This is a genomic window from Arthrobacter sp. ISL-65 (genome assembly GCF_018613795.1).
Lineage (GTDB): Bacteria > Actinomycetota > Actinomycetes > Actinomycetales > Micrococcaceae > Arthrobacter.
The window spans coordinates 65,673-86,008 of record NZ_JAGGPN010000026.1 but is presented as its reverse complement, the minus strand read 5'-3'; the positions used below and the strand labels follow the sequence as shown (position 1 = coordinate 86,008).

The following is a 20,336-nucleotide window of genomic DNA, read 5'->3' as shown; positions in this document are numbered from 1 at the left end:
CGTCGGATCGGTGTAGAAGGGGGCATCGAGGGAGTAGCCGGTGCGCCGGAGATCGAACAACTCGGTTATTTCTGCCAGCTGCTCGGCAGGCAATGATGAAGCGAGTTTTCCGCGTGTGTTGAGGGGCAAGACTGGAGCAGACATCTGTTTCTTCCCGGGAGGCGTGGGCAAGTGAGCGATTCGTGGCAACCACGGGTGCGTGGGTGCAAGCGGCGTTGTCGAAAACCTTGTAGTCATGAGATTAGGGACGATTGAACTGCAACAAAAGCGCAACATTTAGAAAATAACCGTGCACAATAGGTGCATGATCGATCCACGGCTCATCACACTTCGGGTCTTTGCCCGGTGCGGCACCATAGGCGCAACCGCGGAGCTCACAGGTTATTCTCCCTCTGCCGTCTCCGCGCAATTGCGGGAGCTCCAGCGCGTGCTTGGGATGCAGCTGCTGACGAAGGACGGCCGGGGTGTGCGGCTGACCGCCACGGGCCGCTTTCTGGTGGCGGGCGCGGACACCCTCATTGCCGACTGGGAGAGCCTGCGCGCCGCTGCCATGGAAGCCGGCGACCAGGTGCAGTCCCATTTTGGCCTCGGCGGATTCTCCACTGCGGCCGCCCAGTTACTCGCGCCGCTGGCCGCCACCCTGCGCTCAACACGCCCCCTGCTGGAGGTGCAGGTACTCGAGGCCGACCCGGCCCGCTGCTTCGACTTGTTGGTTGCCGAGCGAATCGACCTCGCGGTCATCGTCGCCATGCAGTCCGACACCTCTGCCGAGGATGATCCGCGCTTCGAGCAGACCGTCCTGCTCGACGATCCCCTGGACGTGATCATTCCCGCCGACCATCCGCTGGCATCACGGGAAACAGCGACGCTTGAAGAGCTGGCATCGGAACCCTGGATCACCGAGACCGCCGGTTCCACCTACCATTCCCTCTTCACCGCTGCATTCACGGCAGTCGGGGTGACACCGCGCATCGCCCATGAGGCCGTTGAATGGGAAACCCAGATCGCCTTCGTTGGTGCCGGGCTGGGCGTGGGCCTGCTGCCGCGACTGGCCCCCCTGCGCAGTGCCGAAAACGTGGTTCGACTGCGGATCACCGGCAAGGGGAAGCCCGCGCGCCGTATTGTCGCTGCGGTGCGCAGGGGCAGCATCGCATCGCCCCTGATCCAGGAGTCGCTCGGCATCCTGCAGGTCAGCGCCAATCGGATCCTCGCCGCCCGACCCGAAGACGATCTCTGAAGTCGCACGGTCGCGATTCGTTGCCGATTTGTGGCCGGCTGCCTCTTTTCCTCCTCGGGGTTGATGGTGTGTGCTTTGGTACCTGTTCATGGCTAGCTGCGGCGTCTGCTACATGCCGCTGTGAAATTTTTACCGCGAAGTCCGGAAGTGAGGTACCTGCTGCCTGGGTCTTTCATATCTGTTTATTGCCAGCCCTGCTGGCCAACTGCATGACGGAATGGTGAGACGCCGAACGCCCACGAGCCGATAAGAACCCGTATCACAAGTTGCGACGCTGAACGTAAAACACGTCGGCCAGAAAGAAGGTGGTGGGCGCAGCGAGCAGGAGGTCCCGAGTCCAGGGTGGCTCCTTGTCCGATCTTCCGGCGCCGGGCCTCCGTCTACCGTAAACGTCAAGTCTTCGTGTGGTGTGTCCCCTGGGATTAGATGTGCCGGCATAGTTGGCTGCTATGGGAGATGGGGCTTCGCCCCATCCGTCGATCGGGGCGAAGCCGCAAGTTCAGTTCACCATCTGTTGCAGGGCGAACTCGACGTCGACGTCGTCGTCCATTTGCTTCACAATCCGTCCGGTCTCGTCCAGGTCCTGGTAGCCGGCGTGGCTGCGGGTTTCGGCTGACTCGCCCAGCAGCGCCGCGTTGGAGCGCTGGTAGAGCTCGAGCCAGACGACGCCCGGCACGGGAAGCCCGTTGAGGTGGGCGTCTGTGATGCGCTGGGACCGCGCTGCGAGACGCGACGCAGTCTCTGCGTCGTTGGCGGGAGCTGCGCGCACCGTGACAGTGCCGGGCGACTGTACCGTCACCTGAATGCGGCTTGGGTCGAGTTCGGGAACGGAGTCCAGCGCCTGAAGCAACTCCGGCGAGGTGACGTTCAGGACCGAAATATCCACCGTGCCTCGCTCAAGGATGATGTCCCTCAGTGCCGGAATCAGAAGCGCGGACAGGCGGCCCGAGCCGTCAACGACGACGGCGGGCCCGGTTTCGTCGTAACGGACCGGTTGGCTGGGGAGAGTAAGGGGATGTTTGTGGATCAATTGCAGCAAACCGAGGCCGTGGACCTCGGCGGCCAGCAGTGCATCACGCGCAGCAGGCACTTCCCCGGGCAAGGCGCCTGAGGCCACAAGGAGGCGTTCCAGGATCAGCCGGCATTCGCGGACCGACATTGAGGCTTTTCCGGGCGGCGGTGTCAGTTTGGAGTCACTCATGGTTTAGTCCTCGGGTTCGGTCGGGAACAGCCAGTCCTGGCCGGTTCCGCTGGCAATGTCTGCAGGTGTTGGGGCGCCGTGGAACAGGACGCCCACCACCCCAACGGGCCCGTCCTCCTTGGTCTTGTCCAAGCCGTAGAAGGCGCTGTTGAAGAGCCGGATGATGTGAGCCGGATTGAAGTGCTCGTCCCGGGTGTTGGCCCAGACGGTGTGATAACCGGTGTCCCGCAAGGCAAGCAATCGTTCCACGGTGGCTCGGAATTCAGGGTGCTGCCTGACTACGGAGCCGGTGGTCCGGTCAGGATCCGAATCGCGGAGCAGAGGCACCAGTTGCTGAAGTTTCTGGGGGAGGTCCAATGTCATGTCGTCGAAAGCGTCCGGCAAATCTTTGAGTGGACCGCGGCGGGGCTCTTCAGCGTTTGCGGATTTGTACCAAGCAAAGTGGAGGGCAGAGGGCTCGTCCAGGTCCACGTCCGTGGCCCAGCCGTAGTCCTCGGCGATGATGTTCAACAGTTCGGACACCGGCGTTGCGGGGTCCGCAGTGGCGTGCTCGTCCACGGTGACGAGGCTGGACATGTCGTCCGGCATGGGCAGTAATTCCAGAAGCATGGCGCAGAGGATTTCCTGCGTTTCGGATGTCAGGGCAGCCGATGCCCGGTAGAGGGAGTCGAGCAATGACCCGGGTTCAATGGCAGAGACGCGCATGGAAGCCAGCCGGGAGCGGAGCTCGGCGAGTTCTCCACTGACGAGAGCAGCTGCGGGCTGGTAGGTGTAGCGCATCCGATCCTGGGCTTTGTAGTTGATTGCCCGTTCAAGCAGGGCGTCCAGGCGATCCAGTTCCGGAGCGTCTGCGGCCAGGACAAGGTCCCGCGCTTCGGCGAGGCTCGATTCGCGCAGCGAGATCCAGCGGTCCACCATGCGTGGGTGGTTCTTGGCGAACAGTACGAGGCCTAGCCCTGAGGCGTTGCCCAGGCCCAGGAAGCGCCGGAATTCGTGGCTCAGCTGCGCGGCGTTGGGATCAACGGCTGCGGCCATGTGTTCGGCGAGGTCCAGGCTGAACTCGCGCATGAGGTAAGACGTCAGCATTTGCGCGTGGTACGGGGTCCGCAGGGGATGCTCGGACTCGTAGGCGGCGAAAGAACGCGTTCCGAAAGTGCCGTTGCCGTCCAGGCCGGTGTTGCGCATGAGGTAGCAGACGGCGCCAAGCACGCGTGCGGGAGGCTGCTCTCCGCGGGACAGGGATTCAACAGTGAGGTCAAAGGCACGCATGCTGCGGTTGGCACGGCACCAGATCAGCGTTCCTGGAGCGGCGCGACCGCCATACAGCTTGGGAAGTTCGCGTTTGGTCTGCTCGATACGCTCACCACCGGCGGCGCCTTCAATGAGGGCGCCCATCATGTCCCAGTGACTGCCGATGATTCTGTCAGTGCGTTCCACGCCTTCCTCGGGCGCGTTGGAGAAAACTACGAACTCAAAGGACCAGTCATCGTTGACTGCCACATGGTAGCGGGCGTTCCCTTGGCCGTAGGCGTCAATCTCGAACTCTGCCCTTGAGATAACCCACCGTTCCTGGACCATCTTGTTGACCAGCGTTCGGCTGGCGCTGAAGCGCGTGGGCTGCAGCGCACCCAACGCATCGGGCGTCATGACGACTCCCGGATCCCTCAATTGCATCATTCCTGCTCCATTCAATGGCTAGGTGGCATGCCCCGATATGTGGGGGAGATTCAGAACGTATGTCTACGCATGCGTGACAGCGTTCAGCATACACATACATGAAATCCAGCGGTATGGCGGTTTTTGGCTAATGGCGGCGTTATGGAAAGTTGTGTCTTGTATCTGTGTTGCAGCACACGTATGCTCCTGACAAATGGAAAAGACATCAGCACTCGAAGAATCGTCCGCTCAGAAGTCCGCGACCCGGACGTTGAGCTCAGCCAGCCGGGCCCTGGGCCTGCTTGAAGCAATCGCGGAGCACCGGCGCCCCGTCAAGCCACCCACGTTGTCCCGTCAGCTGGGCTGGTCGAGGGCGACTCTGCACCAACACCTCGTCACCTTTGTGAACGCCGGCTGGCTCGAACAGCTGGACGATGGTTCCTACCGGCTCTCCATGCGGGCCAGCCGTGTAGGCAGGGCGGCCATGGAACAGTCCAGCATTGGTGAGCGGGTCCTGCCGCTTATGCGGCAACTGACGGAAAGCACCAGGGAGTCAACCTTCCTCGCGGTTCTCGACGGCGACGCCGCCCACATCGTTGAGCGGATGGAGCCGCGCCGTCGCATTCGGGCGGACATCAGCGCAGAAATGAGCTGGGCTTTGGACGACAGTGCCTCGGGACGGGTGCTGATGGCGTTCGCCGATCCCGCCGTCGTCGATGAACTCAAGGCGGCCGGCGCAAAACTTCCTACCCAGACCGAACTCGCCCGCGTTCGCCGCAACGGATATGCCGTTTCGGCACGCGAGCCCGATGACGAAGACATGATCACGGCCGTTGCTGTCCCGTTGATGGACGATCGCGGCTACTGCGTTGCCGCACTCGGCGTCCTTGGACCCGAAGAGCGCCTGGATATCGAGGATGTGGCACGCAGGCTTCAAGCCGGCGCCGACAACCTCCATGCGCTGTGGCATCCAGCCAATTAGTACAACCCAGAGGAACTACCAGACCATGAAAACACCCGACATTATTTACGTCGACGGGATGGAAAGCGGCAGCTTCACATCCGAGACCTTGCGGACCATCCGGTCCGGGCAGGTCGACTGCATCACGGTCACCTGCGGTTTTTGGGATGACGCCGTCGAGTCCTTGGATTCGATCGCAACCTGGCGTGAACTTATCGAAGAAAACAGTGACGTGGCGGGTATCGCGCTGAATGCCGAAGATATTCGCAGGCTGCGGGCCGAAAACCGCACCGCCGTCCTGCTGGGATTCCAGAACACGTCCCCGTTACAAGGCCGCATCCGCTTTGTGCGGCTGTTTGCCGAGTTGGGCGTGCGAGTGTTCCAGCTGACCTACAACAACCAGAACGACGTCGGATCCAGCTGCTACGAGCCCGGCGACGCCGGGCTGACCCGGTTCGGCTACGAGGTTGTGGGCGAACTCAACAAGCACGGCATCCTAGTGGACCTTTCGCACGTGGGGGAGCGGACCTGCAAAGACGCAATCGCCGCATCCTCAAAGCCCGTTGCGATCACGCACGCCAATGCCGCGAGCCTGTATGCGCACCCACGCAACGTCGCTGACGGCACTATTAAGGAGCTGGCAGCACGCGGCGGCGTCATTGGCTGCGCGCTTTACCCCAACCTGGCAGGACCGGAATACAGCAAGTCGCTGGATGCCTGGTGCGACATGGTCCTCAAGACGGCGGACATCGCCGGGATTGACCATGTGGGCATCGGATCCGACCTTGGTGGCAGCACCACTGACGCCGACCTGGCCTGGATGCGGCAGGGACGTTGGACCCGCGAAGCGAACTACGGCGCTGCCTCCGCTGCGTCTCCCGGCGACGACGATCCCCTGTGGTTCACGTCCATGGGGTCCTTCGCAGGAATCGCCGACGGCCTGGCGGCACGCGGGTTGAACCCGACGGAAGTGTCCGCCGTCATGGGCGGAAACTGGATGCGTTTGTACAGCGAGGTGATGGCATGAGCACCGTATCAACCACTAAACCCGTGGGTGTCACCGCACCGCGCAAGGTCATCCCGCTGCGGCGTCCCGGCAGGATCGTGTCCGCAATCATCATCCTGGTCCTGGTGGCCCAAGGAATCCTGGTCCTCTTCACCAACCCCAACTTCGAATGGGGAGTAGTGGCCAGCTACCTGTTCGCGCCTCCCATCATGCAGGGTCTATGGCTGACTCTGTGGCTCACAGTGGTGGCCATGGTCCTCGGCATTGCGCTGGGCGTGGTGCTGGCGATCATGCGGTTGTCGTCCAACCCCGTGGCGTCCTACACCGCCTGGGCGTTCGTCTGGTTCTTCCGCGGAACGCCCCTGCTGGTCCAACTCGTCTTCTGGTACAACCTCGCAGTGCTGTTCCCGTCGATCAACCTTGGCATCCCCTTCGGTGGACCCGTGTTCGCCAGCCTGGACGCCAACAAGATCATCACCCCCATCATCGCCAGCCTCCTGGGCCTCGTACTCAACGAAGCCGCGTACATGGCTGAAATCGTCCGCTCCGGCATTACCGCTGTAGACAAGGGACAAGTGGAAGCGGCCAGTGCCCTGGGTATGAACAGGGCCAAGACCCTTCGCCGCATCATACTTCCGCAGGCTTCGCGGGTCATGATCCCGCCGGCCGGCAACGAAACCATCACCATGCTCAAAAGCACCTCCCTGGTCAGTGTGGTTGCAGTCGCTGACCTGATGTACCAGGTCAACCTCATCTCCGCCCAAACGTTCCAGACCATCCCGCTGCCGATCGTAGCCAGCCTTTGGTACCTGTTGGCGACATCCGTGTTGTCCGTCGGGCAGTCCCGGCTGGAACGCAAGTTCGGCCGCAGCGATCAACAGGTCTCCGGCCAGGGCAACAAATTCAAGCAGCTGTTCAACGCTCGGCGTCCAATGAAGGCAGGCAACCGGTGAACGCCCTCCCCATGGTCCAGGTCAGCGACGTCCACAAGCACTACGGCGATTTCCACGTCCTCAACGGCATCAACCTTTCGCTCAACGCAGGCGAAGTGATGTGCGTGGTGGGGCCCTCCGGATCAGGCAAATCGACCATGCTGCGGTGCATCAACCACCTGGAAAAGATCGACGCCGGCACCATCCACGTGGACGGTGAACTCGTGGGATACCGCGCACGCAACGGGAACCTCCACGAAATGAAAGACAAGGACGTGTGCCGGCAGCGCGCCGACGTCGGAATGGTCTTTCAGAAGTTCAACCTGTTCGCCCACATGACGGCCCTTGAAAACATCATGGAGGCGCCGATGCAGGTCCGTGGCCGGCGTCGGGCCGATGTCCGTGACGAAGCCATGGAGCTCCTGGAGCGTGTAGGCCTGGACGCCAAGAGCGGAAACTACCCAGGCCAGCACTCCGGCGGACAGCAGCAGCGCGTCGCGATCGCCCGGGCACTGGCCATGAAGCCCAAGGTCATGCTCTTTGACGAGCCCACCTCCGCTCTCGACCCCGAGCTGGTGGGTGAAGTCCTGGACGTCATGCGCGAGCTCGCTGCATCAGGAATGACCATGGCAGTTGTCACGCACGAAATGGCGTTCGCCAAGGAAGTGGGCAACTCCCTGGTCTTCATGGATGGCGGCACCGTCATTGAAAGCGGCAACCCCCGCGACGTTTTGAACAACCCGCAGCACCCCCGTACACAGGCTTTCCTTTCCAAGGTCCTCTGAGTTCTCGTCCCCAGAGAAGTCGCTGGACCGTCCCCGGCATTTCCCCCCACCCAAGAAGGAACATCATGAACGCCAAGTCCCAGCCCCGTCATGCCATGAAGAAGCCAACGGCGGCAGCTTCAGCGCTTGTGGCCATCGGCCTGCTGTCCGCTTGTGGCACCGGTGCCGCGGCTCCTGCGGCCACGTCTGCCGGCAAGGCCGACGCAGAAGTGCAAGCCTTGCTGCCCGAAGAACTCAAGAAGGGCGGCACCATCGAGATCGCCGTCGACTCGGCCTACCCTCCCATGGACTTCATGGAAGGCGACAAGATGGTGGGCATTGAACCCGAGATCTGGTCCGCGGCCGGCGAGCTCATGGGTGTCACGGTCAAGCCCACCACGGTAGCTTTCGATGCGATTGTTCCCGCCCTGCAGTCCCAGCGGTACCAGGCGAGCTTCGCGGGCTTCTGGATCACCGAGGAACGCACCAAAGCCGTGGATATGGTGTCCTTCTTCCAGAGCGGCTCGCAGTACCTGGTCCGCGGCGATGACAGCAAGGCACCAATCAACAGCTTCAGCGATCTGTGCGGACGGTCGGTGGCGCTCCAGAGCGGCTCCTACGAAATGACCTACGCAGAAGACGCCGGCAAGGAGTGCACAGCTGCCGGCAAACCCGCCGTTGAGATCCAGGGTTACAAGACGCAGGACCAGGCAACTCTGGCCGTGACCAGCGGACGTGCCGATGCCACGGGGATGGGCGCGGAAGTGGCCGGCTACGTAGCCCAGCAGTCCAAGGGCAAACTCAAGACCGCCGGCAACGTCTTCCACACAGTCGAGGGCGGCATCGCCCTGCCGAAGGACGGCAAACTCTCGGCAGCATTCCAGGCGGCCTTCAATAAACTCATCAGCAGCGGAAAATACGCCGAGATTTTCGCCAAGTGGGGTCTCGACAGCGCCAAAATCACCGAGTCCAAAGCGCACACCAGCTGATGACCGCAGCTGACCTGGGGCTGCCGGTGGACGCGATCACCTTCATCCCCGAACCCGGGGCTGACCCGGAGGCCGCCCTGTATTCGGACACCGCTACGGCCGGTGGGGTTGTCTGGACCACCCAGATCCCCACACGCCCGGACGGCAGCATCCCAGCCGGGATCGAGGCGCAGTCCAGACAGGTGCTGGACAACCTACGCGCCGCCCTGGAGCGGGCCGGTAGCCGGCTGGACCGCGTCCTGCACATGACCATCTACTTCACGGACCTTGCCCAACGGTCGGCATTCAACGAGCTCTACCGCGAATACTTTCCCGCGCCCCGCCCGGTCCGCTGCGCCCTGGGCGTCAGCCAGCTCGGCATCGCGGGAATGAAGGTGGAACTGACCGCGACGGCGGCAGTCAGTGCCCCGGACTAAAGCACCTCACGGGGTGGTTTCCTCGCCGGATCTGCTGCGTTCCGCCGTCGTGCCCCCAAAGGCCCGACGGCGGGGCCGGCCGCCTACCCGCGTCCTGCACCGGGACTGCATCACCGATGCTGCACTAAGTTTGACGACTTCCGCGGGTTACGAAGGCCTTACCGTGGCTGCCCTGGCCAGGAACCTGGACGTGGCAAAATCGGCGCTCTATAACCACGTTGCGTCAAAACAGGACGTCCTCCGGCTCATGGAAGAACGACTCATTTCCCAGGTGGATGTCGCCGGATTCGGTTGCGGGCCGTGGGACGAAGCCATGCGTCGGTGGGCCTGGAGCTACCGGGACGTCTTCTCAAAGCACACACCGTTGATCCCGGTGATTGCGGTTCTCCCTGTTGCCGACGCGCCCCGCACACTGGAAATGTACGAGGCCGTCAGCTCGGACCTGGCCGCCGCAGGCATTCCAAACAGCAAAATCGTCCCGTCCATTGTCGCCATCGAGTCTCTCGTCTTTGGAGCGGCCTTCGATGTCGACGCGCCCCCAGACGTCTTCGACGGCTGTTTGGGCGGTTTCTCGCCGTCGTTTGCCGTTGCTTTGCAGGCAGCCAGGGCAGCAGAAATCGAAGAGCCACGGCACGATGCAGCATTCAATCTGGGTGTGGAAGCCCTTCTTGAGGGCCTCAAAGCACTTCTGACCTAGAGCTGGAACCTGCCGGGAGTCGATGATCCGGACGACTTGGGCCGGGACACAAGCGGCAGTGGTTCTGATTGGCTTCAGCAACGGTGCGGGTCCCAGGCACGTGGGGCAAGACTGGGAGCCCATATCGGCAACTACGATGGATTCCTGGCACGGCTCACCGGGGCGCACCGGACGCGGCTCTATGCGATGGGTGTGGAACGTTCCCTTTCAGGACCCGTACCTGGCAACAGTGGGGCGCGGTCTGGAGGGCTGGAACGAGACTACGATGCCGAACATGGCAGCGCTATTGGAACAGCCGTTGGATAGGACACAAGTGATAACTGAAGGCACGGCCGGCAGAGCCGGAGACAATGAGGCGGCGGCGTACTTCCGCGCCAAAGTGAGGTTCGAGATCGACGTCATGGACGTCGCCGAAAAGCTCCCGGCCGGCGGATTCGTGCTCGTTGACACCAGGAGGCGCGCGTCCTGGGAGCACGGCCACGTCCCCGGTGCGGTGCATCTGCCAACCGCCGACATCCCGTCCCGTGCCCCGGAACTGATCGCCTCTGGCACCGACGTGGTGGTTTACTCCTGGGGTCCTGGGTGCAACGGCAGCACGTTCGCGGCCATCGCGTTCGCCGCCCTTGGCTATCCAGTGAAGGAAATGATCGGCGGCATCGAATACTGGGCCCGGAACGGACTACCAGTGGAGACAATCGCCGGCGTCAGCCGGGGGAAACCCGACGGGCTGGTAACGGCGCACGCGTCGTAGCGACGCGCATATTCCCATGGGACAGCTAAGGGCGCGACGACACCTGCCTCCGCGCGTCCTGGGGCCGTTTGGGTGTCCTGAACGAGTTCCCTCATCCCAACCATGCACAAACGCACGACGGCGGCACTCGCCGAGTGCCGCCGTCGAACCTTAACGCTTGGGACTACGCCGTGACTGCCAGTGCGTCGATCTCCACGAGCATCACTTCGTGCGGCAGGTCGACGAACACAGTGGTGCGGCTGGGCAGCTGGCCGCTGGGGACGTTTTCGCGGATGAACTCGCCGTAAACCTCGTTCATGGCGGGGAAGTCGTCCCTGGTGGTGAGGTAGACGCGGAACATCAGCACGTCTTCAACCGACGAACCGCCGGCTTCTAGGATGGCCTTGACGTTTTCCAGCGTGCGGCGGGTCTGGACGCGGACGTCTCCCTCGCCGATGTACTGGTTGGTGGCGGGGTCCATGGGGCCCTGGCCGGAGACCTGGAAGAATCCGCCCTTCTGGATGCCCTGGGAGAATACGTGCGCCGGGGCGGGGGCGTTTTCGGTGAGTACTACGGTCTTTTCACTCATGCTGAGTTCCTTTCGTGGCTGATCCAGCCGAGGTCATGGGAGATGGCCTCGGTGCTGGCTTTGAGGTCGGGCAGCAGCTCAAGCAAACCTTCATAGCTGAGCATTACTACCGGTACCGAACAAGAGGCTGCGGCAACAACGGCGCCGCTGGCGTCGCGGATCGGGGCCGCGATGCAGTGCACGAACGCTTCGTGCTCGGCGTTGTCGTGCGCCCAGCCCTGGACCCTGACCTGCTCCAGTTCGGCCAGCAAGGCCTCCGGCGAGGTCAGGGTATTGTCGGTAACTTTCACGTAGTCCAGCCCCGCCGCGATCTTTTCCTGCCGGCTGCGCGGCATATCGGCGAGGAGGACCTTCGAGACTGCGGCGGAGTGCAGCGATGCAGTCAGGCCGATCCGCGAGTACATGCGGACTGGGTGGTGCGACTCGAACTTATCGATGTACACCACCTCGTTGCCTTCGAAGGCGGCCAGATGCACGGTATGCCCGGTGCGGCCGTTGAGATCGGCCAGGTGCGCGTGGGCGACCTTGCGGATGTCGCGCTGCTCCAGTGCGAGCGAGGACAGTTCGAACAGTTTGGAGCCGAGCATGAACCGCTGGTCCTCGTCCCGCACCACAAAGCGCTTCTCCTCCATGGCGTGCAGCAGCCGCATCACCGTGGTTTTGTGCACAGCTGCCTTGGAGGCCAGCTCGTCCAGCGTGGCCGGCTTGGCCGCGAGTTCGGCGAGCAAGTCGATGGCCCGCATGAGGCTCTGGCTCACGGTGTCACGCTCCGGTCCTGGTATGGAAGTGTCCGTCTTCAACATGGATGGCGGCCCAGCCGGCGTCCGTGGATTCGAGGATGGTTGAGAGCTGCGTGGCGTCGGGGAGGGGCCCGCGGTCGCCGTGGACGGTGAGGGTGCAGGCCGCTGCCACGTGGCCCCTGCGGAGGCTTGCCTTCGGGCCCAGGCCGAAGAGGATGCCGCTGAGGTACCCGGCGGCGAAGGAATCGCCCGCACCAACGGGCTCGACGACGTCGACGGACAGTGCGGGGACCTCGTCCCGGGTGCCGTTGCGGTCGAGTGCAATCGCGCTGATCGCCTCGTTCTTGATGACCAGCACCTCAGGATCGGGCATGAGCCGCCGCAGTTCCGCTTCGTCGGTGGTGCCGAAGGCGTGCTCGGCTTCGTCCTTGCCTACGAGCACAATGTCGGCCAGGTTCGCCAGCCGCTGCAGTACCGAACGGTCCCGGCCTGCCCAGAGGGCAGCCCGCCAGTTGACGTCGAAACTGATGGTCCGGCCGTTCCGCGGTGCGGCCAGGATGGTTTCGAGCAGCTCCAGGCAATCGGGGGAGAGTGCGGCCGTGATACCGCTCAGGTGGATGAGTGCCGCATTCTCCAGCAGGCCGGCGACGGCGGGGCTGGCCAGCGTGGCCCGTCCCATGGCGGAGGCCGCGCTTCCCTGCCGGTAGTACAAAACTGAAGCGCCGCCGTCGGGCCCTGGTTCCTGTGCAGGCACTTTCACGTAGAGCCCGGTGGGCAGCGCGTCGTCGACCTCGACGCCGGAGACGCCGACGCCGTGGCGGCTGAGCTCGTTGAGGATCCGCGTGCCGAAGCCGTCGCGGCCGACGCGTCCCACCCAGTGCGTATCCAGGCCCATGGCGGCCAGGCCCATGGCGACGTTTGACTCGGCACCGCCGATTCCGCAGTGGAGTTCGGTGGCCTCGTGGAGCGGAACGGCTTGGACAGGGGTAAGCATGGCCATCGTCTCGCCAACACATACAGCTGAAAGCATGGATCTCCCGCACTCACTCTCGCGCTTTTCAGCGGCACTCTGACGCCGCGGCACGGAGCGTTCCGCGGCGGATTGAGTGGCTCTGCGGGCATGCCGCGGCCTTGACTCTCAATCCTGCACCATGTTAGACATATCACCAGCAGGTTTGCAACCAGCGTTGCAGAATACGCAACGCAAGAGAAAATCTCCATCAAGACACCCCCACAACGCAGCTTCAAGAACGCAGCACCGCGAAAGGGAATGAACCCGTGAACACCTCCGAAGCCATCTCGGCAACCGCCGTCGCCGCCCTGGCGGACCGCCGGCTCGACTGGCGGCACAAGGCCGTGCCGGCCACCGCCAACGGGACCACCCATGCCGGGTTCGTCGCAGCCGGGCACCCGCTGGCGGACCTCCAGACCCCGCTGCTCACCCTCGACGCCGGCGCGCTGCAGGGCAATGCGGACCGCCTCGCGTCCTGGTGCAAGGACCACGGCGTCCTGCTCGCTCCGCACGGCAAGACCACCATGGCACCGCAGCTGTGGGCCGAACAGCTCAGCCGAGGCGCCTGGGGCATTACGCTGGCCAACTTCGCGCAGCTTCGCGTCGCCCGTGAGTTCGGCGTCCGGCGCCTGCAGCTCGCCAACAGCCTCACCGATCCGCACGCCATCGAGTGGGTGGCCGCCAACGCCACTGCCGAGGCGCCCATCCTCTCCTGGGTGGACTCCGCCGGCACTGTCAGCGTCATCAACCGGACCCTGGCTGACAGCGACTCCGTCCTCGACGTCCTCGTGGAGCTTGGCGCCAACGGCGGCCGCACCGGCGCCCGGGGCGTGGACGCAGCGTTGGACGTGGCCCGCGCGGTTGCCGCCTCACCGCGCCTGCGGCTGGTGGGCGTCAGCGGCTACGAGGGGTCGCTGGCCCACACCGCGGACGACGCCGGCCTGGCCGCCGTCCGCGGCTACCTCGCGCAGATGCGTCTGCTTCACGAGCAACTTCTCGCCGAGGGCCTCTACGGCACCGACTCGGTCATCCTGACCGCCGGTGGCAGCGCGTACTTCGACGACGTCGTGTCCGTCCTGTCGCCATGCATCAGCAGTCGTTCCGAGGGCGCCTCACAGGATAGCCCCCGCGTGGAACTGATGATCCGCAGCGGCGCGTACATCATCCACGACGACGGTTTCTACCGCGGGATCTCGCCGTTTTCCCGCGACGGCGGTAACCCGTTCAAAGCCGGAATGCACGGCTGGGCGCGCGTTGTCTCGCAGCCCGAGCCTGGCCTTGCCATCCTCGACGCCGGTAAACGCGACCTGCCCGTCGACGAAGGGCTGCCGCGTCCCCAGCTCATCGGGCCCGCCCTCGGCGGGCCCATGGAACCCCTTGCCGGCGCAGAAATCACCGCCGTCAACGACCAGCACTGCTTCATGACGTTCGACGCCGGCACCACATCGGTGCGTCCGGGCGACGTGGTGCGGCTGGGCCTCTCCCACCCGTGCACCGCCTTCGACAAGTGGACGCTCATCCCGGTTCTCGCGGACACGGACAACGACCAGACCGTCGTGGACCTCATCCACACGTTTTTCTAGGAGGAACGCGGTGAAGACACTCATCAGCAACGCCGTCCTGGTGGACGGCACGGGGGAGCCTCGCCGGAGCGCGGACGTCCTGCTCGACGGCCCGGTGATTGCCGTCGTCGCCGACGCCGGAACCCTCACCGCAGCGGAAACCGGCGCCGACCGCACCATCGACGCCGCCGGGTTGGTCCTGAGCCCCGGCTTCATCGACATGCACGCGCATTCGGACCTGCAGCTGCTGGTCAACAAGGACCACTACGCCAAGCTCAGCCAGGGCGTCACCACGGAACTGCTGGGCCAGGACGGGCTTTCCTACGCACCGGTGGACGACGCCACGCTGGCGGGGGTGCGCGAGAAGATCGCCGGCTGGAACGACAACCCCGCGGACTTCGACTGGGACTGGCGGACCGTGGGGGAGTACCTGGACCGGCTGGACCGCCAGGACGACGGCGGCCGGATCGCCACCAACGCCGCCTACCTCGTTCCGCAGGGGACCGTCCGGGCCATGGTGATGGGTTTCGCCGAAGGAGAGCCCACGACCGAACAGCAGCAGCGCATGCAGGACGCCGTCCGGACGGCCATGGAAGAAGGCGCCGTCGGGATGTCCTCCGGGCTCACTTACACGCCCGGAATGTATGCACGCACCGAGGAACTCGCCGGACTCTGCCGTACCGTCGGCGAACTGGGCGGCTTCTACGCGCCGCACCACCGCTCCTACGGCAAGGGCGCCCTGGCTGCCTACGCCGAGATGATCGGACTGAGCCGGGACACGGGCTGCGCCCTGCACCTCTCCCACGCCACCATGAACTTCGCCGAAAACAAGGGCCGCGCCGGCGAACTGCTGGACCTGATCGATGAAGCCCTCGACGACGGCGTGGACATCACCCTGGACACCTACCCCTACCTGCCCGGGGCCACCACGCTCTCGGCCATCCTTCCCAGCTGGGCTTCCTCCGGAGGCACCGAGGCAACCCTGGAGCGTTTGGCCACCCCGGACACCCGCGCCAGGATCCGCGAAAGCGTGGAGATCTACGGCTCAGACGGCTGCCACGGCGTGGTGGCCGAATGGGACACCCTGGAAATCAGCGGCGTCCAAAACCCTGCGCTCGCGGACTGCGTCGGCAAGACGATCAAGGGCATCGCTGCGGAGACGGGCGAGGAACCGTTCGATGTCTTCGCCCGGATACTCCGCGATGACCGCCTCGGCACCGGGATCCTGCAGCACGTCGGCCACGAGGAAAACGTCCAGGCCATCATGAAGCACCGCACGCACACCGGCGGCAGCGACGGACTCCTGGTCGGCGCGAAACCGCACCCGCGCGCCTGGGGGACCTTCCCCCGCTACCTGGGGCACTACTGCCGCGACCTGGGATTGCTGACCCTCGAGGAAACCGTCCACCACCTCAGCGGACGCCCCGCCGCCCGGTTGAAACTGGACCGCCGCGGACTGGTCCGCGAAGGCTATGCAGCAGACCTTGTCCTCTTCGACCCGGACGCCGTCCGCGACGAAGCCACCTTTGAAAACCCCCGCCAGGCGGCCGCCGGCATCCACTACGTGTTCGTCAACGGCACCCCGGCCATCGACAGCGGGCAGCCCACCGGCGCCCGCGCCGGCCGGGCCCTTCGCCGCAGCCCCGACGGACGCACCCGAGCAGGAAGTACCGAAACCGCATGACACCCGAAGAATTTGTCCGCCAGCTGGAAGCGGACCGCACCCTCGCCGTCGTCCGCGCGCCGTCCATCCCCGACGCCGCCGAACTGTGCCGGGCACTGGCCGGCGGCGGCATCCGCAGCGTCGAGCTGACGTTCACCACGCCGGATGTGCTCACCCACGTCAAGCGCGCGGCGGAGACGGCAGCGGACCATGGCGCCGCCGTCGGGGTCGGCACCGTCATGACCGCCGATCAGGCCCGGGCCGCCATCGACGCGGGGGCACAGTTCCTGGTGACGCCCGGGCTCCGCCGCGAAGTGGCCGCCGTCGCGGTGGCTGCCGGCATCCCGTTCAGCCTGGGCGCCATGACGCCCACCGAGGTGGCCGAGGCACTCGACCTGGGCTCCGCCGCGGTAAAGATCTTCCCCGCCCGGCAGCTCGGACCGGTGTACCTGAAGGACCTGCAGGGCCCCTACCCGGGCATCCGGCTGCTGCCTTCGGGAGGCATCGATGCCTCCAACGCCAAAAGCTACCTCGACGCCGGTGCTGCCGCGGTCTGCTGCGGCACCAGCGTGGTCCCGCCCGCAGCAGTCGCTGCCGGTGACTGGGCAGACATCGCGGCACGTGCCGCCGCCTTCACCGGCACCCTCAAGTAGGACTTACCGAGAAAGATAACGTCCATGAATGAATTCCTTGACTGGCTCCGGCACGACACCGCCGGCCTGCTCCTCCTGGCAGGCGCCGGCATCGCGCTCCTGCTGTTCCTGATCATCAAGGTCAAGCTCGAGCCGTTCATCGCCCTGGTGGGAACCGGCGTGATCGTGGCCCTGGTGGGTGGGATCTCCGTGGAGGCCCTGGTCGGCTCGGCCACCAAGAGCAGCGACGCCCTGATTGAAAAGGGCTTCGCCGGCATCCTCGGGCACATCACGGTGATCATCGGCCTGGGCACGGTGCTCGGAGCCATCCTTGAACGGTCCGGCGGCGCGGAAGTGCTGCTCGGAAGGCTCGTGAAGATCTTCGGCGAGAAGGGCACCCCGCTCGCCATGGGCATAACCGGCTTCGTGCTGGGCATCCCGGTCTTCTTCGACATCGGCATCTTCGTCCTGGCGCCGCTGGTCTATGTGGCTGCCATTCGCGGTGGCAAGTCCCTGGCCCTGTATGCACTGCCCCTGCTGGCCGGCCTCTCCGTGACGCACGCGTTCCTTCCGCCGCACCCCGGCCCCGTTGCCGCGGCCGGATTGTTCCACGTCGACCTCGGCTGGATCATCCTGATGGGCCTGGTTTGCGGAATTCCGGCCTGGTTCGCCTCCGGCATCCTGTGGGGCACCTGGATCGGCAAGCGCGTCATGGTCAACGTTCCCGAAGACCGGATCGTGCCGGAGGCCGAGGAAGCCAAGGGCCACGAGCCGTCCATCGGCCTGGTGCTGCTGGCGATCGGCCTGCCGATGCTCCTTATCCTGGGCGGTACGTTCGGCAACATCTTTGCTCCGGCAGGTCCACTGCGTGACGTACTCCAGTTCTTCGGCAACCCAGCGATTGCCTTGACCGTCGCCGTGCTGATGGCCATGTGGCTGCTGGGCATCCGCCGCGGCATGACCTCCGCTGAGCTCAGCGAAATCACCGGTTCCTCGCTGCGTCCGGTGGGCATGATCCTCTTGGTTGTTGGCGCCGGCGCGTTCTTCGGCGCTGTTCTGTCTGCCACCGGTGTCGGCAAGGCCGTGGCCGATTCGCTGTCCCAGGCCGGCCTGCCGATCATCCTGTCCGCTTTTGTGATCAGCGCCGGCATGCGCATCGCGCAGGGCTCGGCCACGGTGGCGATCGTGACCACCGGCGGCATCCTGGCACCGAGCCTGGCATCCGGCTACTCGCAGCCGCAGCTCGCCCTGATTGTGGTGGCGATTTCCTCCGGGTCCATCATCGCCAGCCACGTCAATGACGGCGGTTTCTGGATCATCTCCAAGTACTTCAACATGTCCGTCAAGGACACCCTGAAGACCTGGACGGTACTCGAAACCGTGCTGTCCATCGTGGGTTTTGCGATGGCGGCGCTGCTGTACCTGTTCGTGTAGGTCCCAGAACCGCGGAGCGGACGACGGGTCTCCAGCCCTGGTCCCCTTGGGCCTCAACTTCCTTCAGGCTGTGGTGTGGAGGTCGATCTTGTCCGCCCGTCGGAGGAAGGTCGCCACACCCTCATTGAGCAGATCACAGTAAGGGCGTTGTAGCGCCCTCTTTGCCGAAGGGGGTGGCGGCCAGTTAATGTGCGGCCATGACTTGTTGTCGGCTCCAGGCAGGGCGCACCTGCACGGGACCCTCGTTGACGGCTTCGAGGCTGGTCTCGCGTGCGGCCTTAAGGCTGTAGGCACAGGGCGGTGCCGCAGGACGAATTCGTGAATCGTTTGGGCGGCCGGTGGCCATCCTCAGTTCGATTTCTGGATGGCTGCCACCGCCGTGTCGTAGAGGTCGAACAGCGGTGTCGAGCCTCGCACTCGCAGCCACTCCTCGGTGGCGGCCTGCAGGCAGGTGATCGCCGCGCCGACGATGGCTTTAGCCTCGAAACCACGCGATTCGGAGGCGGGTAGGCGCGGTTCGATCAAGGGGGCGAGCAGGTCGGTCCACCTCGCCTGCTTCTCGGCGTGGCCGGCCCGCAGCGAGTCGTTGTCGAACAGCATCGAGACGATCTCGAGACGGTTCTCCGGGCTGGCCTCAATCTCGTCGAGCACCTCGAACGCATACCGCAGCGAAACCCAGACGTCTTCGTCGCCCGGACGGTCGGCGAGCCGGATCGCAATGACCTCTCCCTGCTCGGACAAACCGCTCAGAGCCAGGTCTTCTTTCGTACGGAAGTAGTTGAAGAGGGTACGGCGCGAGACTCCGGCCGCTGCTGCGACCTCGTCGACGGTGGTCTCATCGAAGCCCTTCTCTGCGAAGAGCTGCATCGCCGTCTGTGCCAGAAGCGAACGCACGACGGCCCGTGTCTGCAGGCGAATGGGGGAAGGGTTCGGTGCCATGCACTAACAGTACAACAATGCAGTGCAGGAAGCATCTTGCACTAAGTGCATGACGGTGCGTAGAGTGTTCGTATGAGCAAAATCGACTACAGCACACAAACCGTCATCGTCACCGGAGCCAGCTCCGGCCTGGGCGCGGAGTTTGCCCGCCAACTTGCCGCCCGAGGCGCAAACCTCGTTCTCGTGGCCCGCCGCGAAGACCGGCTGAATGCTCTCGCCGGGGAGCTGACACGCCGCGACGGGGTGAGCGTCACCACCATCGCCCGCGAACTCGATCGGCCAGATGCAGGACGCGCACTCCGAAAGGAGCTCGAGTCGCGGGGCATCTTCGCCACTGGCCTCGTCAACAATGCCGGCTTCGGCACACACAACCCGTTCGGCGAGGAGGATCCCGAGCGGCTGCAGCAGCTCATCACGCTGAACATCGGCGCCCTGGTCGACCTGAGCCATGCCTACTTCGACCTCTTCGCGAAGCAGAAGAAGGGCATTCTGATCAATGTCGCGAGCCTGCTCGGCTTCATGCCCACCCCCTACCTCAGCGTCTACGGCGCTTCGAAGGCGTTCGTGCTGAGCTTCACCGAGTCGCTCTGGGAAGAGGCCCGCGGAACGGGCCTGCGGGTTCTCGCAATCTCACCTGGCGCGATGAAGACGGAGTTCTTCGACGCCGCCGGCAGCCAAGCCGCAGACTACGGCACCCGCCGCGCCCGCCCCGAAGACGTCGTGAAGACCGCCCTCGACACCGTCGATAAGCCCTCGCACCGCCCTTCGGTCATCACCAACGGACGCCCGCTCGCGATCGCCGCGCGATTCCTCCCGCGCCGCGCGATCGTGCACTTCATGGGCGCCACCATCCGCCGCAGCAAGCGCTGACGGACTCCGACCCACCGACCACCTGCCCGGGTGACTGCGCATCCACCCAGCAAACCAGCAGGGAGCATCATCATGGTCATCAGCATGCAGGAGCCGGGCGCGACGGCGGGACGGGGCTCTCCGACAAGGAGCGCTTCATCCCATCCACGCCGCCCAGCGAGCCGACGACCGACGCAGAGTGCTTGACCGCACGACCTCGGGCAACGGGACCGCGAACGGCACGATCATGCCCGGCATCGAGGTTTTCCGCACCCTCATCCACTCCAGGGCATCTACACGCAGGGCCAGTGGAAAGCCGCCGACCTT

20 protein-coding genes and 1 pseudogene are annotated in these 20,336 nt (G+C 64.6%); 14 read left to right on the top strand and 7 right to left on the bottom strand.

Annotated elements, in window-relative coordinates; translation table 11 throughout:
• Positions 1 to 144: pseudogene (locus J7I85_RS25730) on the bottom strand (aromatic ring-hydroxylating dioxygenase subunit alpha); the annotation flags it as partial.
• A 160-nt stretch (positions 145 to 304) separates the two neighbouring features.
• Here J7I85_RS25730 and J7I85_RS11515 point away from each other — a divergent pair.
• Positions 305 to 1,237, top strand: a complete 933-nt coding sequence (locus tag J7I85_RS11515; protein WP_214851888.1) for a LysR family transcriptional regulator — start codon at positions 305 to 307, stop codon at positions 1,235 to 1,237.
• A gap of 499 nt (positions 1,238 to 1,736) precedes the next feature.
• Here J7I85_RS11515 and J7I85_RS11510 read toward each other — a convergent pair whose 3' ends face one another.
• A complete protein-coding gene (locus J7I85_RS11510; RefSeq protein WP_214851887.1) occupies positions 1,737 to 2,438 on the bottom strand; it encodes a hypothetical protein in 702 nt (233 codons plus the stop codon).
• 3 nt (positions 2,439 to 2,441) lie between these two features.
• Positions 2,442 to 4,115, bottom strand: coding sequence for a hypothetical protein (locus tag J7I85_RS11505; RefSeq protein ID WP_214851886.1), 1,674 nt, complete (start codon positions 4,113 to 4,115; stop codon positions 2,442 to 2,444).
• 193 nt (positions 4,116 to 4,308) lie between these two features.
• Here J7I85_RS11505 and J7I85_RS11500 point away from each other — a divergent pair, with 193 nt between their 5' ends.
• From J7I85_RS11500 to J7I85_RS11465, 8 genes are all read left to right on the top strand, one after another.
• Positions 4,309 to 5,076, top strand: coding sequence for an IclR family transcriptional regulator (locus J7I85_RS11500; RefSeq protein WP_214851885.1), 768 nt, complete (start codon positions 4,309 to 4,311; stop codon positions 5,074 to 5,076).
• 25 nt (positions 5,077 to 5,101) lie between these two features.
• Positions 5,102 to 6,082 (top strand): dipeptidase, encoded by a 981-nt coding sequence (locus J7I85_RS11495; protein ID WP_214851884.1) that lies wholly within the window; start codon positions 5,102 to 5,104, stop codon positions 6,080 to 6,082.
• Positions 6,079 to 7,014, top strand: coding sequence for an amino acid ABC transporter permease (locus tag J7I85_RS11490; protein ID WP_214851883.1), 936 nt, complete (start codon positions 6,079 to 6,081; stop codon positions 7,012 to 7,014). The genes J7I85_RS11495 and J7I85_RS11490 overlap by 4 nt, the downstream gene beginning before the upstream one ends.
• Before the next feature lie 11 nt (positions 7,015 to 7,025).
• Positions 7,026 to 7,778, top strand: coding sequence for an amino acid ABC transporter ATP-binding protein (locus J7I85_RS11485; RefSeq protein ID WP_214851891.1), 753 nt, complete (start codon positions 7,026 to 7,028; stop codon positions 7,776 to 7,778).
• Between the two features lie 65 nt (positions 7,779 to 7,843).
• Entirely contained in the window at positions 7,844 to 8,746 is a 903-nt protein-coding gene (locus J7I85_RS11480) for an ABC transporter substrate-binding protein (protein WP_214851882.1), read from the top strand.
• On the top strand, positions 8,746 to 9,162 hold the full coding sequence (locus J7I85_RS11475; protein ID WP_214851881.1) for a RidA family protein: 417 nt from the start codon (positions 8,746 to 8,748) through the stop codon (positions 9,160 to 9,162). The genes J7I85_RS11480 and J7I85_RS11475 overlap by 1 nt, the downstream gene beginning before the upstream one ends.
• On the top strand, positions 9,149 to 9,859 hold the full coding sequence (locus tag J7I85_RS11470; RefSeq protein ID WP_374102460.1) for a TetR/AcrR family transcriptional regulator: 711 nt from the start codon (positions 9,149 to 9,151) through the stop codon (positions 9,857 to 9,859). The genes J7I85_RS11475 and J7I85_RS11470 overlap by 14 nt, the downstream gene beginning before the upstream one ends.
• Before the next feature lie 400 nt (positions 9,860 to 10,259).
• On the top strand, positions 10,260 to 10,610 hold the full coding sequence (locus J7I85_RS11465; RefSeq protein WP_251024257.1) for a rhodanese-like domain-containing protein: 351 nt from the start codon (positions 10,260 to 10,262) through the stop codon (positions 10,608 to 10,610).
• Between the two features lie 163 nt (positions 10,611 to 10,773).
• Here J7I85_RS11465 and J7I85_RS11460 read toward each other — a convergent pair whose 3' ends face one another.
• Genes J7I85_RS11460 through J7I85_RS11450 form a run of 3 tightly spaced genes read right to left on the bottom strand, consistent with a single transcriptional unit; the run spans position 10,774 to position 12,948 of the window.
• The gene (locus J7I85_RS11460) at positions 10,774 to 11,178 is read right to left on the bottom strand and encodes a RidA family protein (RefSeq protein WP_214851878.1); all 405 of its coding nucleotides are present in this window, start codon (positions 11,176 to 11,178) and stop codon (positions 10,774 to 10,776) included.
• Positions 11,175 to 11,981, bottom strand: coding sequence for an IclR family transcriptional regulator (locus J7I85_RS11455; RefSeq protein ID WP_214851877.1), 807 nt, complete (start codon positions 11,979 to 11,981; stop codon positions 11,175 to 11,177). Before J7I85_RS11455 ends, J7I85_RS11460 begins: the two co-directional genes overlap by 4 nt.
• A complete protein-coding gene (locus J7I85_RS11450) occupies positions 11,941 to 12,948 on the bottom strand; it encodes a sugar kinase (RefSeq protein ID WP_214851876.1) in 1,008 nt (335 codons plus the stop codon). The genes J7I85_RS11455 and J7I85_RS11450 overlap by 41 nt, the downstream gene beginning before the upstream one ends.
• 248 nt (positions 12,949 to 13,196) lie before the next feature.
• On the opposite strand from J7I85_RS11450, the gene J7I85_RS11445 reads away from it, so the two are divergent.
• From J7I85_RS11445 to J7I85_RS11430, 4 genes are read left to right on the top strand one after another with little or no spacing between them, the layout of a single operon-like run.
• A complete protein-coding gene (locus J7I85_RS11445; RefSeq protein WP_214851875.1) occupies positions 13,197 to 14,513 on the top strand; it encodes an alanine racemase in 1,317 nt (438 codons plus the stop codon).
• 10 nt (positions 14,514 to 14,523) lie between these two features.
• Positions 14,524 to 16,176: an amidohydrolase family protein gene (locus tag J7I85_RS11440; protein ID WP_214851874.1), complete on the top strand. Its 1,653-nt coding sequence runs from the start codon at positions 14,524 to 14,526 to the stop codon at positions 16,174 to 16,176.
• The gene (locus tag J7I85_RS11435; protein ID WP_214851873.1) at positions 16,173 to 16,808 is read left to right on the top strand and encodes a bifunctional 4-hydroxy-2-oxoglutarate aldolase/2-dehydro-3-deoxy-phosphogluconate aldolase; all 636 of its coding nucleotides are present in this window, start codon (positions 16,173 to 16,175) and stop codon (positions 16,806 to 16,808) included. Before J7I85_RS11440 ends, J7I85_RS11435 begins: the two co-directional genes overlap by 4 nt.
• Positions 16,809 to 16,832: 24 nt before the next feature.
• Entirely contained in the window at positions 16,833 to 18,221 is a 1,389-nt protein-coding gene (locus J7I85_RS11430; RefSeq protein ID WP_214851872.1) for a GntP family permease, read from the top strand.
• A gap of 348 nt (positions 18,222 to 18,569) precedes the next feature.
• Here the strand turns inward: J7I85_RS11430 and J7I85_RS11425 are convergent, their stop codons facing one another.
• Positions 18,570 to 19,160, bottom strand: a complete 591-nt coding sequence (locus J7I85_RS11425) for a TetR family transcriptional regulator (protein ID WP_214851871.1) — start codon at positions 19,158 to 19,160, stop codon at positions 18,570 to 18,572.
• Positions 19,161 to 19,232: 72 nt separating this feature from the next.
• Here J7I85_RS11425 and J7I85_RS11420 point away from each other — a divergent pair, with 72 nt between their 5' ends.
• Positions 19,233 to 20,030, top strand: a complete 798-nt coding sequence (locus tag J7I85_RS11420) for an SDR family oxidoreductase (protein ID WP_214851870.1) — start codon at positions 19,233 to 19,235, stop codon at positions 20,028 to 20,030.
• The last annotated feature ends 306 nt before the right edge of the window (positions 20,031 to 20,336 follow it).